Origin of the sequence: Pseudomonas sp. IT-P253 (assembly GCF_949768125.1) — a bacterium.
GTDB lineage: Bacteria > Pseudomonadota > Gammaproteobacteria > Pseudomonadales > Pseudomonadaceae > Aquipseudomonas.
Window position 1 is genome coordinate 324,401 of the sequence record NZ_CATKPT010000044.1, and the last position, 18,977, is coordinate 343,377.

Sequence of the window (18,977 nt, forward strand, 5' to 3'; positions counted from 1 at the left end):
TTCGCGGGCAAGTCGGGTCGCCGCACCGCTCGCTCCTACAGGCTCCTTTCAGTGCTGGTCAAATTAGTGGCTAATAGCTATAACTCAACGCATGGCCAAAGGGCTTTCCCGCACCTGGCGATTTGAGTTGCGTTTATGTCGTTGCGCGCCGTGCGCCCGAAGATCCTGGGTTTCATCAGCGAAGATGTCTCGGCCTGGCTGGTCGCGCTCCTGGTATTGCTCGTTGGCGGGATTCTCACGGGGTTACTCACCTGGTCGACGCTGAATCTGTTTCACCATCAATTGCGGCAACGTTTCCAACTGCTGGCCAGTGAACGTTATAGCCGTATCGAAGAACGTTTCGAAGATCAGGAACAGCGCCTCGATGGCCTGCGCCGGTTCTTTGTCAATTCCGAGTCGGTGTCCCGGGCGGAATTCGACGGCTACACCCAACCGCTGTTGCACCGGACTCAGGCGTACTCGTTTGCTGAGCGGGTCAGCGGTGCCGAACGCGGGACTTTCGAGCGCCGGGTGCGGGATGAGGGGATGAGTGATTTCACCTTTCGTGAGCTCAATGCCCACGGCCAACTGCAACTGGCGGCCGAGCGGGATGAGTATGTGGTGGTGCTGTATAGCCAGACACAAAGCAAACTTGGCGCGCCGCTGGGCTACGACTTGCTGGCCCAACCCCTGCGTCGGTCTACCCTTGAGCGGGCCGACCAGCATGGCGGCATGGCAGTATCCCAACCAATGAATCTGGTCAGTATCGATCCCGCTTATGCCCGGGGTGTGCTACTCGTCGCGCCGGTCATACCTCGCAATAACCCTGAACCGACGACGAAGAAACCGTTCGGTTACGTGATGGCGGTCATCAGCATGCGTCAGTTGCTGGCAGATGGATTGCCAGAGGCGGGCCGTGACTATCTATCGGTGCGTATTCTCGATTTATCCACAGACGATCAGCACGAAGTGCTGTATCAATCCCCAAACACACCGGCCGTCAGTGAGTTGGCTGCGACCCGGCTGCTGCGCCTGGCTGATCACGACTACCAGGTCGAGATTCAACCCAGCGAGGCCTTTGTGCAAGCCAACCATTCTTCGGTGAGCAGCCTGGTGGTATTGGGCGGTTTGCTCAGCCTCTTGCTCAGTGCCTTGCTGTATGTGCTGGTCAGCCAGCGGCAACGGGCGCTGAAGATGGTCGAACAGCGGACCCGGGAACTGCGTGCCCGTGAACAGGAGTTGCGTGGCACCCATGGCCAGTTACGCGGCGTGCTGAATGCCGCGACTCAAGTGGCGATCATCGCCACCGACCTGCGGGGGGTCATCAGCACCTTCAACGCCGGAGCCGAGCAAATGCTCGGTCACACCAGCGTTGAGGTAGTGGGCCACATGACCCTGGAACACCTGCACCTGCCCCGAGAGCTGGTCGCACGTTCGGTGGAGTTGAGCGCTCGTTATGGAAAACCGGTGCCGACGTGCCAGGCGATGCTGGTCGAGGGCGGCGAGAAGGGGGGGCACGAAGCGCGGGAGTGGACGCTGGTGCGCAGCGATGGCAGCCACCTGGCGGTGAACATGCTGGCGACCCCGGTCCTCGATGAGCAAGGCCTGTGGGTCGGACACCTGGCGATCTGTATCGATATCACCGAACGCAAGCGGGTCTACGAGGCATTGGCGGCACGGGACTTGTTGTTGAAGAAACTCAGCGCCCATGTGCCTGGCGGGATCTACCAGTTCAAGATGGAATTCGATGGTCGTTTCAGTGTGATCTACGCCAGTGATGGCATTCGCGAGATCTACGAACTCGAGCCCGACGTACTGCTGCTGCATGCCGAAGCGATTTTTACCCGGATTCATCCCCAGGACGCCACCCGGGTCCGCGCCTCGCTCCGGGCCTCGGCGGACACCCTCAGCCCGTGGCGTGAGGAATATCGTGTGCAGCTGCCTCAGCGAGGGTTGCGTTGGGTCCGGGGTGAGGCAACCCCGGAGGAATTACCCGGTGGCGGTGTGCTGTGGCATGGCTATATCTCGGACATCTCCGACCTGAAGCGCGTGGAAGAAGAGTTGCGAGCGCTGTCGGTCACCGACGCTCTGACCGGCATCTATAATCGCCGCTATTTCCAGGAACGGCTGACCATCGAAATGGCCCGTGTCGAGCGCGGCAGTGGCGAGTTGTCGGTGATCATGCTCGATATCGATCACTTCAAACGAATCAATGACCAGCACGGGCACGCGGTGGGTGATCGGGTGCTGCAAGCAGTGTGTGAGCGCATTGGTCATCGGCTGAGGCGCACCGATGTGTTCTGTCGTCTGGGTGGCGAAGAGTTCATGGTGCTTTGCCCGGATATCGACGGCAAGCACGCGCATGTCCTGGCTTTGCAACTGTGGCAAGGCTTGCGCAGCTCACCCATCGACGGCGTCGGGACGGTGACCGCGAGTTTCGGGATAGCCAGTTGGCGCGTTGGCGAGGGCGCGGATGCGCTGTTGTTGCGGGCGGATTCGGGGGTGTATGCGGCGAAGCAGGCGGGACGGGACCGGGTTGAGGAGGCGTTGAACTAGGGCGGCATGCTGACCCTTTGTGGGAGCGAGCCTGCTCGCGAAGACGGCGGCACATCCAGCATTGATGTGGCTGAAAGACCGCTTTCGCGAGCAGGCTCGCTCCCACACTGGGGATCGGTGGTGCTTTACAGGGCCGACGCCGTGGTCGGCAGTTTTGGCTGGCGATACAGGTCCAGCAGCACCTGATCCAGCACCGAAGACGCGCCAAACGGTGCCTTATCGTTGAGGATCGCTACCACCGCCCAGGTATTGCCGTTGACGTCGCGACTGAAGCCGGAAATCGCGCGCACGGTGTTCAGGGTGCCGGTCTTGACGTGGGCTTCACCGCGCATCGCAGTGGTCTTCAGGCGCTTGCGCATGGTGCCGTCGGTACCGGCAATTGGCAGTGAACTGATGAACTCGGCGGCGTACGGGCTGCGCCATGCGGCTTGCAGCATTGCGGCCATTTCCCGTGCACTCACACGTTCGGCACGGGAAAGGCCAGAGCCGTTCTCCATCACCAGATGCGGTGCGGTGATGCCTTTCTTCGCCAGCCACTGACGTACAACACGCTGCGCTGCTTTGGCGTCGTCGGCGTCGGCGTCGGTGCGGAATTTCTGGCCCAGGCTCAGGAACAGCTGCTGAGCCATGGTGTTGTTGCTGTATTTGTTGATGTCACGAATGATTTCCGCGAGGTCAGGCGAGAAGGCCCGAGCCAGGACCTTGGCGTTGTCTGGCGTCGGTGCCAGACGATCCTTGCCCTGAATGCTGCCACCCAGTTCCTTCCAGATCGCCCGCACGGCACCGGCGGTGTAGGTCGCGTGGTCGAGCAGCGACAGGTAAGTCTGGGAGCTGCAGCCATCGCCCAACTGACCGCCAACCGTCACGGTCACACTGCCATCGGCCTGGGGCACCGGGTTGTACCGTACGCCACCGGTGCATTGCTTGGAGTTGAGCGCCTTGACTTGATTGTCGATGCGAATGGTCGCAATCGGCGGTTCCACCGACACCAGCACCCGGCCACTGTCGTTGCGTGCGACAAAGCGCAGGGCCTTGAGGTTAACCATCAGTGAGTCCGGCTTGACCAGGAACGGCTTGTTCTCGTCATTGCCATCATCGTTGAACTCGGGCAATTGCGGCTGTACGAAGAAACTGCGGTCCAGCACCAGGTCGCCGGTGATTTGCGTCACGCCATTGGCGCGCAGGTCGCGCATCAGCAGCCAGAGTTTTTCCATGTTCAGCTTCGGATCGCCACCCCCCTTGAGGTAGAGGTTACCGTTGAGGATGCCGCCGCTCAGGGTGCCGTCGGTGTAAAACTCGGTTTTCCACTGGTGATTCGGACCGAGCATTTCCAGCGCCGCGTAAGTCGTGACCAACTTCATGGTCGAGGCCGGGTTGACCGAGACGTCCGCGTTGAAAATGGTCGGGGTGCCAGGACCGGTGAGCGGGATCATCACCAGCGACAGGGCGTTGTCCTGCAGTTTGCTGGCCTTGAGGGCTTTCTCGACATTGGGCGACAGGGCAGTGTTGATGGTTTCAGCGGAGACGCAGAGGGCCAGTGGGAGAAGAAAACCGGCCAGCAACAATGGACGCAAAGATTTGATCATCTGAAATAAAACCCTACAGCCGAGGGGAAAAAGACGAGGGCATGAAGATAATTTCCCTCAGTGGTCACGAAAGTGTCGGCATTATGCCCCAAGGTGTAGTGACTTGTGCCGTGACCTGGCCCTCTAATGCGCTATTTTTTACAGATGGTAGGCCCGCAAGCCCAGAGATTCGGGCAATTGGCGGCTTAAACTGCTAAAGTGCCGCCCGTTATTACTTATGAGGATTGTTCCAATGGCGACTAACCGTTCCCAGCGTCTGCGCAAAAAACTGTGCGTCGATGAATTTCAAGAGCTGGGTTTCGAACTGAACCTGGATTTCAAAGAAGATTTGGCTGATGAAGCCATTGATGCTTTCCTCGACGCGTTCCTGAAAGAAGCCATGGAAGCCAATGGTCTGGGCTATGTCGGCGGCGACGACTTCGGTCTGGTTTGCCTGCAGAAGCGTGGCTCGGTTTCCGAAGAGCAACGTGTCGCTGTTGAAGCCTGGCTCAAAGGCCGCAGCGAACTGACCGAAGCAACCGTCAGCCCGCTGATCGACGTCTGGTACCCGGAAAAGCCGATCAATCCGGTAGCTTGATGTTCTAAAAAACGGCGGCCCAAGGGTCGCCGTTTTTTTTGCCCGATTTTTGTAGGGTTTCAGGATTTACGCCAGTTCAAAATCACCAGCGTCAACACCCCCGCGACAATCCCCCAGAACGCCGAACCGATGGAAAACAGCGTCAGCCCCGACGCCGTGACCATGAACGTGATCAGCGCCGCCTCGCGTTCCTTCACTTCGCTCATGGCGATGCTCAAGCCATTGATGATCGAGCCGAACAACGCCAGCGCTGCAATCGACAGCACCAGTTCTTTGGGCAACGCGGCAAACAACGCTGCCAACGTCGCGCCGAATACCCCGGCGATCCCATAGAAAATCCCGCACCACACGGCCGCCGTGTAGCGCTTGTTGCGATCCTCATGGGCGTGCGGCCCGGTGCAGATGGCCGCGCTGATGGCCGCCAGGTTGATCCCGTGGGAACCGAACGGCGCCAGCAGCAGCGAGGCGATGCCGGTGGTGGTGATCAGCGGCGAGGCCGGCACCGTGTAACCGTCGGCCCGCAATACGGCAATGCCCGGCATGTTTTGCGAAGTCATCGCCACCACGAACAGCGGAATGCCAATGCTGATGGTCGCCGCCAGGGAAAAATGCGGGGTGGTCCAGACCGGCGTCGCCACTTCCAGGTGGAAGCTGCTGAAGTCCAGCAAACCCATGAACCCCGACAGCACGGTGCCGATCAGCAGCGCGCCGAGTACCGCATAACGCGGCGACAGGCGTTTGATCACCAGGTAAGTGAAGAACATCCCCAGCACCAGCTCTGTGCGGTGCTGAGCGGCGACAAAAATCTCGCTGCCGATCCTGAACAAAATTCCCGCCAGTAAAGCGGCGGCCAATGAAGCCGGAATTTTTTTCATCAGCCGTTCGAAACTGCCGGTCAGACCACAAAGGGTCACCAGCAATGCACACGTCATATAGGCGCCGATGGCTTCGCCGTACGTCACGCCGCCCAGGCTGGTGATCAGCAGCGCGGCGCCGGGGGTCGACCAGGCAATAGTGATCGGTGTGCGATAGCGCAGGGACAGGCCGATCGAACACACCGCCATGCCAATCGAAATGGCCCAGATCCACGACGAAATCTGCCCGCTGGTCAGGCCTGCTGCTTGCCCGGCCTGGAACATCAGCACCAGTGAACTGGTGTAGCCGGTCATCATCGCGATGAACCCGGCGACGATGGCCGAAGGTGACGTGTCGGCCAATGGGCGCAGTTGCGTGTGCGTGGCGTCATTCATGACGGCGGTGTTCCTTGCTCAGATAAAGATGTCCTGTAGGAGCGAGGCTTGCCCGCGAAGGCGTCGTGTCATTCAACATTGAGACGACTGACACGACGCCTTCGCGGGCAAGCCTCGCTCCTACAGGAGGGGGGCGCGTTCTAGCTGCGGATTCTGGGTTAAAGCCTAAACTCAAAAGTAACCCGTCGTTGCAGTACAGCGGAGGCAACAAACAGCCGTACAGTCGTGTTGCCACCATCCATTGTGTACAATCGCAGTGTTTTTTACGCGATACTTGCCAGTGACCCACTGTGCCGTATTACAGTCACGGTCAATTCGCCGCAGTTCTCCCGACTCGAGTGCCCATGAACGAACAGTTGCAACCCCTAAAGAAACAGCCACGCGCAGGCAAAGCCGGCCGCAGTGGTACCCAGGACGATATTGTCTACGCGCATATCTTCGAGGCCATCCTCGAACAGCGTCTGGCGCCCGGCACCAAGTTGAGCGAAGAAGCGCTGGGGGAAATTTTCGGGGTCAGCCGCACCATCATTCGCCGCGCGTTGTCGCGTTTGGCCCATGAAGGCGTAGTGCTGCTGCGACCGAATCGTGGCGCTGTCGTCGCCAGCCCGAGCGTCGAGGAAGCCCGTCAGGTATTCCTCGCTCGGCGTCTGGTGGAGCGAGCAATAACCGAGTTGGCGGTGCAGCACGCTACCGCCGAGCAGATTGCCGAGTTGCGCCAAATGGTCAACGACGAGCGGGACAGCTTCTCCCGTGGCGATCGCGGTGCCGGCATCCGTCTGTCGGGCGAATTCCACCTGAAACTGGCCGAAGCGGCGAAGAATGCCCCGCTGATCAGCTTCCAGCGCAGCCTCGTCTCCCAGACCTCGTTGATCATTGCCCAGTACGAAAGCGGCAACCGTTCGCATTGCTCTTACGATGAGCACACCCAACTGATCGACGCGATCGAAGCGCGCAACGGTGAGTTGGCGGTGAACCTGATGATGCATCACATGGATCATATCGACAGCAAACTCAACCTCGACGAAGAAAGCGCGTCAGATGATTTGCATGCGGTGTTCTCGCATTTGTTGCAAACCAAGAAACCCGGGCGGCCAGCGGCCAAACTCTGATACACCGCGGTGCGGCCTTCGCGAGCAGGCTCGCTCCCACAGGGTTCTGCGTTGAATGCAAATTCTGTGTCCACCAGATATCAACTGTGGGAGCGAGCCTGCTCGCGAAGGCGGCCTCACAGACACAAAAAAATCCCCCGCAACCAACGATTGCGGGGGATTTTTTTATGCCCGGAAAAAACCCTAGCGCTGATGCACCTGATTCCCCGCCGCATATGTCTGCAACACCGTCCGGTCATCCCCCAGCGTCATCAATACAAACAACGTCTCGGCAATGTTTTTCGCCTGCTTCAAGCGATAGCTCAGCAGCGGCGTGGCGTTGTAGTCGAGCACCAGGAAGTCGGCGTCGGTGCCCGGTTGCAGGGTGCCGATCTTGTCTTCCAGTCGCAGCGCCCGTGCGCCGCCGAGGGTGGCCAGGTACAACGATTTGAACGGGCTCAGTCGCGCACCTTGAAGTTGCATGACTTTGTACGCTTCATTCAGCGTTTGCAGGAGCGAGAAACTGGTGCCGCCGCCAACGTCAGTGCCCAAGCCGACATTCAATTTGTGCTTCTCGGCCATCGGCAAGTTGAACAAGCCGCTGCCAAGGAAGAAGTTGGATGTCGGGCAGAAGGCAATCGCCGAGCCGGTTTGCGCGAGGCGCGCGCATTCGTCATCGCACAGGTGCACGCCGTGGGCGAACACAGAGCGCTCGCCCAGCAGTTGGTAGTGGTCATACACGTCCAGATAGCCTTTACGCTCCGGGAACAGCGCCTTGACCCACTCGACTTCCTTGAGGTTTTCGCTGATGTGGGTCTGCATGTACAGGCCTGGGAATTCGCTGAGCAACTGGCCGGCGAGGGCCAGTTGTTCCGGGGTGCTGGTCGGCGCGAATCGCGGGGTGACGGCGTAGTGCAGCCGGCCTTTGCCGTGCCAGCGTTCGATCAGCGCCTTGCTTTCCACGTAGCTGGATTCGGCGGTATCGGTCAGGTAGTCCGGCGCGTTGCGGTCCATCATCACCTTGCCGGCGATCATCCGCAGGTCCAGCTGTTCGGCGGCCTCGAAGAACGAGTTCACCGATTGCGGATGCACACTGCCGAACACCAGCGCGGTGGTGGTGCCATTGCGCAGCAGTTCCTTGATGAAAATGTCGGCGACTTCGTCGGCGTGAGCCTTGTCGGCGAACTGGCTTTCGCAGGGGAAGGTGTAGGTGTTGAGCCAGTCCAGCAGTTGCTCGCCATAGGCGCCGACCATGCCGGTTTGCGGCAAGTGGATGTGAGTGTCGATGAAGCCAGGCGTAATCAGGGCGTCTTGATAATGAGTGATTTCGATATTGGCGGCCAGGGTCGGCAGCAAGTCGCTGGCATGGCCAAGTGCGCTGATCTGGCCGTTATCAATCACCAGCAAGCCGTCCTCGAAATACTCGAAAGAGGCCTCGATGCCCACCTCGGCGGGGTCGGCGATGCTGTGCAGGATGGCGGCGCGGTAAGCTTTGCGAGTCAAAGACATGGGAGCTCTCAGTGGTCAGGCTTGTCAGTTCGAGGCTTGGCTGCGACGTGAAGCAGGCAGCAGTTTGGCAATCGATCCGGCGCTGGCAGTGTGCTGGCCGAAATTGGCGTTATAGGTGGCGATGATTTCGCCGGCGATGGAGACGGCGATTTCCACAGGCAACTTGCCTTTGACTTCGCCCAGGCCCATCGGGCAGCGCATGCGTTGCAGCACGCTGCTGTCAAAACCGCGGTCGCGCAGGCGATGTTCGAATTTCACCCGTTTGGTCTTCGAACCGATCAGGCCGAAATAGGCAAAGTCGTTGCGCTTGAGGATCGCGGCGGTGAGTTCGAGGTCGAGCTGGTGGTTGTGGGTCATGACGATGCAGTAGCTGCCGGCGGGCAGGTCGTCGACTTCGTCCACGGGTTCTTCGGTGACAATTTTGCGTACGCCGTGGGGGATCTGTTGCGGAAATTCCGCGTCCCGCGAGTCGATCCAGCGCACCCGGCAGGGCAGGCTGGCGAGCAGCGGCACCAAGGCCCGACCAACATGGCCGGCGCCGAACACGGCAATTTGCGCCTGGACCTGGCCCATTGGTTCGAACAGCAACACGGTCACGCCGCCGCAGCACTGGCCCAGACTGGCACCCAGGCTGAAACGCTCCAGATGCGTGTCCTGCTTACCGCTGGCAAGCATCTCCCGGCCGATCTGCATGGCCTTGTATTCCAGATGCCCGCCACCAATGGTGTCGTACGTCTGGTTAGCGCTGATGACCATCTTCGAGCCGGCATTGCGCGGCGTCGAGCCGAGCTCTTCGATGATGGTGACCAACACGCAGGGTTCACCCTGCGATTGCAGGTCGGCAAGGGCGTCGATCCAGTTGTACATATTCACCTCGACATCTGTGTTGTCTGTTCGGGCCTCTTCGCGAGCAGGCTCGCTCCCACATTTGGAATGCATTCCCCTGTGGGAGCGAGCCTGCTCGCGAAGGCCGCGCCTCGGTATTAGAGCGAAGCTAACTCCGACTCAGCCTCGGGGGCTTTCGCCACCTTCAACTGCCGCATCTGTTCACAACCCCACAACACCCGCTCCGGGGTCGCCGGTGCGTCGATTTTCGGTTGATGCTTGTAGTCACCCAAACTCGCCACGGCATCCTTGATCGCACACCACGAGGCGATGCCGAGCATGAACGGCGGCTCACCCACGGCCTTGGAATGGAACACCGTGTCTTCCGGGTTCTTGCGGTTTTCCACCAGCTTCACCCGCAGGTCCAGCGGCATGTCGGCAACCGCTGGAATCTTGTAGCTCGCCGGGCCGTTGGTCATCAGTTTGCCTTTGTTGTTCCACACCAGTTCTTCCATGGTCAGCCAGCCCATGCCCTGGATGAAACCACCCTCGACCTGGCCAATGTCGATGGCCGGGTTCAGCGAGTCGCCGACGTCGTGGAGGATGTCGGTGCGCAGCATCTTGTACTCGCCGGTCAGGGTGTCGACGATCACTTCGCAGCACGCCGCGCCAAAGGCGTAGTAGTAGAACGGCCGGCCACGGGCCTGGCTGCGGTCGTAGAAGATTTTCGGGGTTTTGTAGAACCCGGTGCTCGACAGCGACACCTGAGCAAAATACGCCTGCTGGATCAGTGATTCGAACGTCAGGATGTGATCGCGAACGCGCACGTGGCCGTTGTGGAATTCGACGTCTTCTTCGCTGACCTTGTACTGCCGCGCGGCGAACTCGACCAGGCGTTTCTTGATGATCTCTGCCGCGTTCTGCGCCGCTTTGCCGTTCAGGTCGGCGCCGCTGGAGGCCGCGGTTGGCGAGGTGTTTGGTACTTTGTCGGTGTTGGTCGCGGTGATCTGCACGCGGTCCATTTCCACTTGGAACACTTGCGCCACGACTTGCGCAACCTTGGTGTTCAAGCCCTGGCCCATTTCGGTGCCGCCATGGTTCAGGTGAATGCTGCCGTCGGTGTAAATGTGGATCAGCGCACCGGCCTGATTGAGGAAGCTGGCGGTGAAGGAGATACCGAATTTCACCGGGGTCAACGCCAGGCCTTTTTTCAGGATCGGACTGTTGGCGTTGTAGCGACGGATCGCTTCGCGGCGCTCGGCGTACTGGCTGCTTTCTTCCAGCTCGGCAGTCATTTCCTCGAGCATGTTGTGCTCGACGGTCTGGTAATAGTGGGTGACGTTGCGCTCGGTCTTGCCGTAGTAGTTGGCCTTGCGCACCGCCAGCGGATCAAGGGCCAGATGACGGGCAATCGCGTCCATCACTTCCTCGATGGCGACCATGCCTTGCGGGCCGCCGAAACCCCGGTAAGCAGTATTCGACGCGGTATTGGTCTTACAGCGATGACCGTTGATGGTCGCATCGCCCAGGTAGTACGAGTTGTCGGCGTGGAACATTGCACGATCGACAATCGAGGCCGACAAGTCCGGCGAGCAACCGCAGTTCCCGGCCAGTTCCAGGGCAATGCCGTGCAAGCGACCGGTGCTGTCGAAGCCCACGTCATACTCGACGTAGAACGGGTGACGCTTGCCAGTCATCAGCATGTCTTCGACCCGTGGCAGGCGCATTTTGGTCGGCTGGCCGGTCAGGTGGGCGATGACGGCGCAGAGGCACGCTGGGCTTGCGGCCTGCGTTTCCTTACCGCCAAAACCACCGCCCATGCGACGCATGTCGACGACGACTTTGTTCATCGACACGTCCAGCACTTCCGCCACCAGCTTCTGCACTTCGGTGGGGTTTTGCGTCGAGCAGTAGACGATCATCCCGCCATCTTCCGTCGGCATCACCGAAGAGATTTGGGTTTCGAGGTAGAAGTGTTCCTGGCCGCCAATGTGCAGCGTGCCCTGAATTCGATGTTCTGCGGTTGCCAGCGCAGTGGCCGAATCCCCCCGCTGATGTGTGTGGCTGTCGAGCACGAAGTGGCGTTTGCGCAGGGCTTCGACGACGTCCAGCACCGGTTCCAGATCTTCGTATTCGATGATCGCGGCCATCGCTGCCCGGCGTGCGGTTTCCAGGTCCTTCGCCGCGACCGCGAGCACCACCTGACCGACGAATTGCACGTCGTCGATGGCCAGCAACGGGTCGCCCGGCATCAGTGGGCCGATGTCTTTCAAGCCCGGAACATCTTTGTGGGTGATGGCGATGCGCACGCCTTCAAAGGCGTAACACGGCTGGGTGTCGATGCTGATTATTTTCGCGTGGGCTCGGTCCGACAGTCGCGCATAAACATGCAGCTGATTCGGAAATTCCAGGCGATCGTCGATGTACTGCGCTTCGCCGGACACATGCTTGGCGGCGCTGTCGTGCTTGACGCTGCGGCCGACACCGGTGGTCAGGTCTTTGGCGAACAGTTCAGCCAATTCGGCCTGGGTCTTCTCTACGGCGTGATGATTAGACATAAGCGGTCACCCGAGTCTCGATGTGCGGCGTTTGCAGTTCGATGAAGTATTTGCGCAGCAGGTTCTGCGCGCTGAGCAGGCGATATTCCTTGCTGGCGCGGAAGTCCGAGAGCGGCGTGAAATCTTCGGCCAGTGCGGCACAGGCGCGCTCGACGGTGGCGTTGTTCCACTGGGCGCCGAGCAGCACGGCTTCGCAGCTCTTGGCGCGTTTGGGTGTGGCCGCCATGCCACCGAAGGCGACGCGGGCGTCCGCGATCACGCCGTTGTCGATGCGCAGGTTGAACGCCGCGCAGACGGCGGAAATATCATCATCGAGTCGTTTGGACACCTTGTAGGCTCGGAACAGTTGTTCGGCGCTGGCGCGGGGCACAATGATCTTTTCGATGAACTCGCTTTCCTGACGCGCGGTCACCCGGTAATCGATGAAGTAATCCTCAAGCGCCATCGTGCGGCGGGTTTCGCCTTTGCACAGGACGATCTGTGCGCCCAACGCAATCAATAGCGGTGGCGAGTCGCCAATGGGCGAGGCGTTGCCGATGTTGCCGCCGAGGGTGCCCTGGTTACGGATTTGCAAGGACGCAAAGCGTTGCAACAGCTCGCCGAAGTCCGGGTACTCGGTTTTCAAGGCTTCGTAGCAATCGGAGAGGGCGGTCGCGGCGCCGATCTCCAGTCGATCGTCGAAGCACTCGATGCGCTTCATTTCAGCGACGTTGCCGACGTAGATCATCACCGGCAGGGTGCGGTGGAATTGCGTGACTTCCAGCGCCAGATCGGTACCGCCGGCCAGCAGGCGGGCCTGTGGATAAGCATCGTAGAGGTCGGCCAGATCGGACACGGTCAGCGGCACCAGGCAGCGTTTGTCGCCGCTGTTGAGTTCGCCGATGTCGGAGGGGGCAATGGCCTTCAGGCGGGCAATGGTCTCGGCTTCACGAGCGTCGAACTGGTCCGGCTGCTTGCCGCAGCAGGATTGCTCGGCGGCGGCGAGGATAGGGCGATAGCCGGTGCAACGGCAGAGGTTGCCGGCCAACGCTTCGTGGGCTTTATGCAGGTCCGGTTGATCGCTGTTCTTTTGCAGCGCGAACAGCGACATGACAAAGCCGGGGGTGCAGAAGCCGCACTGCGAGCCGTGGCACTCGACCATGGCTTTTTGCACGCTGTGCAGCTCGCCCTGGTGCTTGAGGTCTTCGACGCTGATCAGTTGTTTGCCGTGCAATGACGAAACGAACGTCAGGCACGAGTTGAGGCTGCGATAGCGCATGTGTTCGCGGCCATCGTCATCCGTTTGCAACTCGCCGACCACCACCGTGCAGGCACCGCAGTCACCGCTGGCGCAGCCTTCTTTGGTGCCGGATTTGCCCACGTGGTCGCGCAGATAATTGAGCACGGTCAGGTTTGGGTCCAGGGCATGCTCACTACGGAGTTCCTGGTTAAGTAAAAACTGGATCACGGAAGGCCTCGCAGACTCATTATTGTTGTTAACCGCTTTGAGCCGAATTTATCAGGTCTGACTTTTCGGTCAATGATTTTCTGACTTAAAGGTCAGGAAATCGTGTTTTGGCGATCAACAGTACGTTCCATCAGTATTGACCCTCACGGGATAGCCTGCCTTTTTGCTTGAATCATGCCAAAAACCGCCGAGTGGGCACTCGGCCATGGCGTATCAATTGCGCTACACTGCGCCGCCTGTGCAGATCGAAGAGTTTGAAGGACAACCATGACGTTCAAGGCGCCGGACAGCCTCGCCGAGCAAATCGCTCACCACCTCGCCGAACGCATCATTCGCGGCGAAATGAAGCCCGGGGAGCGCATCCAGGAACAGAAGGTCACGCTGGCCCTCAACGTCAGCCGCGGTTCGGTCCGTGAAGCCTTGCTGATTCTCGAGCGCCGCCACTTGATCGCGATCCTGCCGCGACGTGGCGCCCATGTGACCGAACTCACCGCCCACAAGGTGCAGAGCCTGTGCACGCTAATGAGCGAGCTCTATATCTTGCTCGGTAACGCCGTGGCCACCGGCTGGCAAGCCCAGACCGACCTGGCGCCGTTCGTGCAGATTCAGCAGCGCCTGAGCGCCAGCTACGAGCGCCAGGATATCCGGACCTTCGTCGACGACAGCTTCAACGTGATGCGCGCCGCATACCCGTTCGCCAACAACCCTTACTTGCAGGAGACCGTCGAGAATCTGCAGCCCGCCATGAGCCGCGCGTATTTTCTCGCCCTGGATCAGCGCAAGGCCTCGATGAGCGAGTTCCTGGCGTTGTTCGAACGCTTGCTGGCCGCTGTGATCGCCCGTGATTTTCCGCAGATTCGTGTGGTGCTGACGGCTTACGCCCAGCGCAGTTGCGATCTGGTGGTTTCCGCCCTGACGGACGCTTAAGCGTGCGGCTCAAGTGCATCAAACTGGCGGGGTTCAAATCCTTCGTCGACCCGACCACGGTGAATTTCCCCAGTAACATGGCGGCAGTGGTCGGGCCCAATGGTTGCGGCAAGTCGAACATCATCGACGCCGTCCGTTGGGTGATGGGCGAGAGCTCGGCCAAGAACTTGCGCGGCGAGTCGATGACCGACGTCATCTTCAATGGCTCCACCAGCCGCAAACCGGTGAGCCAGGCGAGCATCGAGCTGGTGTTCGATAACTCCGACGGCACGTTGATCGGCGAGTACGCCGCTTATGCGGAAATCTCCATTCGTCGCAAAGTGACCCGCGACAGTCAGACCACCTACTACCTCAACGGCACCAAATGCCGCCGCCGCGACATCACCGACATCTTCCTTGGCACCGGCCTTGGCCCGCGCAGCTACTCAATCATCGAGCAGGGGATGATCTCCAAGCTGATCGAGTCCAAGCCCGAAGAACTGCGCAATTTCATCGAAGAAGCGGCAGGCATCTCCAAGTACAAGGAGCGCCGGCGCGAGACCGAGAACCGCATCCGCCGCACGCACGAAAACCTGGCCCGCCTGACCGACTTGCGCGAAGAGCTTGAGCGTCAGCTTGAACGCTTGCACCGCCAGGCCGAGGCGGCGAAGAAGTATCAGGAATACAAAGGCGAAGAGCGTCAGCTCAAGGCCCAGCTGTCGGCCTTGCGTTGGCAGGCGTTGAACGAACAGGTCGGTCAGCGTGAAGCGATCATCGGCACTCAGGAAATCACCTTCGAAGCGCTGGTCGCCGAGCAGCGCAACGCAGACGCGAGCATCGAACGCTTTCGTGACGGGCATCACGACCTTTCAGAACGCTTCAATCTGGTGCAAGGACGCTTCTATTCGGTCGGTGGCGACATCGCCCGGGTCGAGCAGAGCATCCAGCACGGTCAGCAGCGTCTGCGTCAATTGCAGGATGATTTGAAGGAAGCCGAGCGCGCGCGACTGGAAACCGAGTCTCACCTGGGCCATGACCGCACCTTGCTGCTGACCCTCGGCGAAGAGCTCGACCAGCTCACGCCGGAACAGGAAGTCACCAGTGCCGCCGCCGAAGAAGCCGCTGCGGCGCTGGAAGAGTCTGAAACCACCATGCACGGCTGGCAGGAGCAGTGGGACACGTTCAACCTCACTGCCGCCGAGCCCCGACGTCAATCCGAGGTTCAGCAGTCGAGGATCCAGCAGCTGGAAACCAGCATGGAGCGCTTGGCTGATCGCCAGAAACGCCTCGGCGAAGAGCGCGCCTTGCTCGCGGCGGACCCGGAAGACGCAGCGATCATGGAGCTCAACGAGCAGCTGGCGGCCAGCGAAGCGACGCTCGAAGATTTACAGGCCAGCGAAGAAGCACAGGTTGAACGCCTGGAGCAATTGCGTCAGGAATTGCAATTGGCCCTGCAAAATCAGCAACAGGCGCAGGGCGATTTGCAGCGCCTCAACGGTCGACTCGCATCGCTTGAAGCGCTGCAGCAGGCCGCCCTCGATCCGGGCACCGGCACCGCTGAATGGCTGCGCGAGCAGCATCTGGCGGACCGCCCGCGTCTGGCGGAAGGCCTGAAAGTTGAAGCGGGTTGGGAGCTGGCGGTGGAAACCGTGCTCGGCGCCGATCTGCAAGCGGTACTGGTGGACGATTTCGGTGACTTCGATCTGGCCGGGTTTGCCCAGGGCGATCTGCGATTGGTGAGCCCCGCCAGTGATGGCGTGCGTATGCCGGGCAGCTTGCTCGATAAAGTGGACGCACCAATCGATCTGTCGCCGTGGCTGGGCCAGGTGAAACCGGTCGACAGCCTTGAGCAGGCCTTGGCCCTGCGCGGTCAACTGACTACCGACCAAAGCCTGATCAGCCGCGACGGTTACTGGGTCGGGCGGCACTTTTTGCGCGTGCGCCGCGCCAGCGAAGCGGAAAGCGGTGTGCTGGCCCGTGGTCAGGAAATCCAGCGTCTGGGCCTGGAGCGTGAAGAGCGCGAAGCCACGGTCGAAACGCTGGAGACCACGTTGCAAAACCTGCGGGCGCAGCAGCGTCAGCAGGAAAACGGTCGCGAACATTTGCGTCGCTTGCTGCAGGATGAAGCCCGTCAGCAAGGTGAATTGAAAGCTCAACTGTCCGCCGGCAAAGCCAAGGCTGAACAATTGACCCTGCGCCGCACACGCCTCGACGAAGAGCTCACCGAGTTGGGCGAGCAGCGCGCGCTGGAGCACGAACAGATCGGCGAAGCGCGCCTGCAATTGCAGGAAGCGCTGGATGCCATGGCGCTGGACACCGAGCAGCGAGAGTTGCTCCTGGCTCAGCGCGACAGCCTTCGCGAGCGACTTGATCGCGTGCGTCAGGAAGCCCGTCAACACAAGGATCACGCGCATCAACTGGCGGTGCGCCTGGGTTCGCTCAAGGCGCAGCATGATTCGACGCGTCAGGCGCTGGAACGGCTGGAGATGCAGTCCGAGCGGCTGACCGAAAAGCGTGAACAACTCAGCCTCAATCTGGAAGAGGGCGAGGCCCCGCTGGAAGAGCTGCGCCTCAAACTTGAAGAGTTGCTCGACAAGCGCATGACCGTCGACGAAGAACTCAAGTCTGCGCAGATCGCCCTGGAAGACGCCGACCGCGAACTGCGCGAGGCCGAGAAGCGCCGCAATCAGGCCGAACAGCAATCCCAGTTGATCCGTAGCCAGCTCGAACACCAGCGCATGGAATGGCAAGCCCTGACCGTGCGCCGCAAGACCCTCGAAGATCAGTTGCTCGAAGACGGCTACGACCTTCACGGCGTGCTCGCCACGCTGACGGCCGAGGCGAACGAAAAGGACGCCGAGGAAGAACTCGAACGCATTGCCGCACGGATTCAACGTCTGGGTGCGATCAACCTGGCGGCCATCGACGAATACCAGCAACAATCCGAGCGTAAACGTTATCTGGATGCACAAAACGACGATCTGGTGGAAGCGCTGGACACGCTCGAGAACGTGATTCGCAAGATCGACAAGGAAACGCGAAACCGCTTCAAAGATACCTTTGATCAGATCAATGCCGGTTTACAGGCACTTTTCCCAAAAGTTTTCGGTGGTGGCAGCGCGTATTTGGAACTGACGGGCGAAGATTTACTCGATACAGGGGTGACGATCATGGCGCGGCCGCCAGGAAAGAAGAACAGCACCATCCATTTGCTCTCCGGTGGCGAAAAAGCCCTGACCGCATTGGCCCTGGTTTTTGCCATCTTCAAGTTGAACCCGGCGCCGTTCTGCATGCTCGATGAAGTTGACGCGCCACTGGATGACGCTAACGTTGGACGCTACGCACGACTGGTCAAGGAAATGTCGCAGACGGTGCAGTTCATCTATATCACCCACAACAAGATCGCCATGGAAATGGCTGATCAGCTGATGGGGGTGACGATGCACGAGCCGGGTTGTTCGCGTCTGGTAGCCGTGGATGTCGAGGAGGCGATGGCGATGGTGGAGGCCTGATCAGGCGCTTGTAAGGCAGGTGTTCAAGGGGGGCAGGTTTAATTACGCACTCTTTACTTGCTGGCCAATCGACATATTCGCTCAAGCCACAGTGACAGACGGTGTAAAGTTGCCTTTGGTCGTGCTAGTTTAATGTCAATTTTTCGTATACGTGGGCAAAACGCCTGTCAGAACATAGAGTTGGCGCCACGTTTTAAAGCGGTTTGCGAGTTGTAAACCCCTTATTTTTCAGCATTTTTTATAGAGGCACGGGATTACATGGAAATCGGTCTGCGCGAGTGGCTGATCGTCATCGGCATTATTGTCATTGCCGGTATTCTTTTCGATGGATGGCGTCGCATGCGCGGCGGCAAGGGAAAACTGAAATTCCGTCTTGATCGAAGTTTGTCCAACTTGCCGGACGAGGACACCAGCGCTGAGCTGTTGGGCCCGCCCCGTGTGCTGGATACGCACAAAGAACCGCAACTGGACGAGCATGATCTGCCGTCAGTCAGCATGCCTGCGCGTGAACCCCGTGAGTCGGGTTCCAAGCGCGGCAAGCGCGGCCATGGCGAGCCATCCCAGGGCGACATGAACCTCAACCTGGATCTGGACGGCGGCCCGAGCTTCAGCAGCCGTGACGACGATTTCCCGGATGACACCAAGGCCGCGCCTAAGGTCAGCGACAAGGAACAACCGCAAGCCGAAGAAGTGCTGGTGATCAGCGTGATCTGCCGCGACGCTGCCGGCTTCAAGGGGCCGGCGCTGTTGCAGAACATTCTGGAGAGCGGTCTGCGTTTCGGCGAAATGGACATCTTCCACCGTCACGAAAGCATGGCCGGCAATGGCGAAGTGCTGTTCTCGATGGCCAACGCCGTCAAGCCGGGCATCTTCGACCTGGACGACATCGACCACTTCAGCACGCCGGCGGTGAGCTTCTTCCTTGGTCTGCCAGGCCCGCGTCATCCCAAGCAAGCCTTCGACGTGATGGTGGCTGCGGCGCGCAAACTGTCACAGGAGCTGAACGGCGAACTGAAAGACGACCAGCGCAGCGTGCTGACCGCCCAGACGATTGAGCACTACCGTCAGCGCATCGTCGAATTCGAACGTCGTGCCCTGACCCAGAAGCGCTGAAAATTGGCAACGAGTGGAAGATCGTGCCGCGACTTCCACACGCTGTAGGAGCCAGGCTTGCCGGCGAAGGC

12 protein-coding genes are annotated in these 18,977 nt (G+C 60.0%); 6 read left to right on the forward strand and 6 right to left on the reverse strand.

All coding sequences use genetic code 11. The features are described from left to right. Nucleotides 1-135 precede the first annotated feature (135 nt). Entirely contained in the window at nt 136-2,535 is a 2,400-nt protein-coding gene (locus ACM6IR_RS21955) for a diguanylate cyclase (RefSeq protein ID WP_414909626.1), read from the forward strand. A 125-nt stretch (nt 2,536-2,660) separates the two neighbouring features. Here ACM6IR_RS21955 and dacB read toward each other — a convergent pair whose 3' ends face one another. Further along, entirely contained in the window at nt 2,661-4,121 is a 1,461-nt protein-coding gene (dacB, locus tag ACM6IR_RS21960) for a D-alanyl-D-alanine carboxypeptidase/D-alanyl-D-alanine-endopeptidase (protein ID WP_414909627.1), read from the reverse strand. Nucleotides 4,122-4,353: 232 nt separating this feature from the next. On the opposite strand from dacB, the gene ACM6IR_RS21965 reads away from it, so the two are divergent. Further along, the gene (locus tag ACM6IR_RS21965; protein ID WP_046047888.1) at nt 4,354-4,698 is read left to right on the forward strand and encodes a YggL family protein; all 345 of its coding nucleotides are present in this window, start codon (nt 4,354-4,356) and stop codon (nt 4,696-4,698) included. A gap of 59 nt (nt 4,699-4,757) precedes the next feature. Here ACM6IR_RS21965 and ACM6IR_RS21970 read toward each other — a convergent pair whose 3' ends face one another. Further along, on the reverse strand, nt 4,758-5,948 hold the full coding sequence (locus ACM6IR_RS21970; RefSeq protein WP_414909628.1) for a benzoate/H(+) symporter BenE family transporter: 1,191 nt from the start codon (nt 5,946-5,948) through the stop codon (nt 4,758-4,760). A 344-nt stretch (nt 5,949-6,292) separates the two neighbouring features. Between ACM6IR_RS21970 and ACM6IR_RS21975 the strand changes: the two genes are divergently transcribed. After that, entirely contained in the window at nt 6,293-7,057 is a 765-nt protein-coding gene (locus tag ACM6IR_RS21975; RefSeq protein WP_090182016.1) for a GntR family transcriptional regulator, read from the forward strand. A gap of 183 nt (nt 7,058-7,240) precedes the next feature. Here the strand turns inward: ACM6IR_RS21975 and guaD are convergent, their stop codons facing one another. The 4 genes from guaD to xdhA all read right to left on the reverse strand — a co-directional run bounded on the left by guaD (nt 7,241) and on the right by xdhA (nt 13,375). Continuing rightward, entirely contained in the window at nt 7,241-8,545 is a 1,305-nt protein-coding gene (gene guaD / locus ACM6IR_RS21980) for a guanine deaminase (protein WP_414909629.1), read from the reverse strand. Between the two features lie 24 nt (nt 8,546-8,569). Beyond that, nucleotides 8,570-9,412, reverse strand: coding sequence for a xanthine dehydrogenase accessory protein XdhC (xdhC, locus tag ACM6IR_RS21985; protein WP_414909630.1), 843 nt, complete (start codon nt 9,410-9,412; stop codon nt 8,570-8,572). A 116-nt stretch (nt 9,413-9,528) separates the two neighbouring features. Beyond that, a complete protein-coding gene (gene xdhB, locus ACM6IR_RS21990; protein WP_414909631.1) occupies nt 9,529-11,928 on the reverse strand; it encodes a xanthine dehydrogenase molybdopterin binding subunit in 2,400 nt (799 codons plus the stop codon). Beyond that, on the reverse strand, nt 11,921-13,375 hold the full coding sequence (gene xdhA, locus ACM6IR_RS21995) for a xanthine dehydrogenase small subunit (protein ID WP_414909632.1): 1,455 nt from the start codon (nt 13,373-13,375) through the stop codon (nt 11,921-11,923). The genes xdhB and xdhA overlap by 8 nt, the downstream gene beginning before the upstream one ends. A gap of 267 nt (nt 13,376-13,642) precedes the next feature. Between xdhA and ACM6IR_RS22000 the strand changes: the two genes are divergently transcribed. The 3 genes from ACM6IR_RS22000 to zipA all read left to right on the forward strand — a co-directional run bounded on the left by ACM6IR_RS22000 (nt 13,643) and on the right by zipA (nt 18,906). Further along, nucleotides 13,643-14,302 (forward strand): GntR family transcriptional regulator, encoded by a 660-nt coding sequence (locus tag ACM6IR_RS22000; RefSeq protein ID WP_414909633.1) that lies wholly within the window; start codon nt 13,643-13,645, stop codon nt 14,300-14,302. A gap of 2 nt (nt 14,303-14,304) precedes the next feature. After that, nucleotides 14,305-17,793 carry a chromosome segregation protein SMC gene (gene smc, locus ACM6IR_RS22005; protein WP_414909634.1) on the forward strand — a complete coding sequence of 1,163 codons (3,489 nt, stop codon included), beginning with the start codon at nt 14,305-14,307 and terminating at the stop codon, nt 17,791-17,793. Nucleotides 17,794-18,051: 258 nt separating this feature from the next. After that, complete coding sequence (zipA, locus tag ACM6IR_RS22010; RefSeq protein WP_414909635.1) at nt 18,052-18,906, forward strand: cell division protein ZipA; 855 nt, start codon at nt 18,052-18,054, stop codon at nt 18,904-18,906. Nucleotides 18,907-18,977 lie beyond the last annotated feature (71 nt).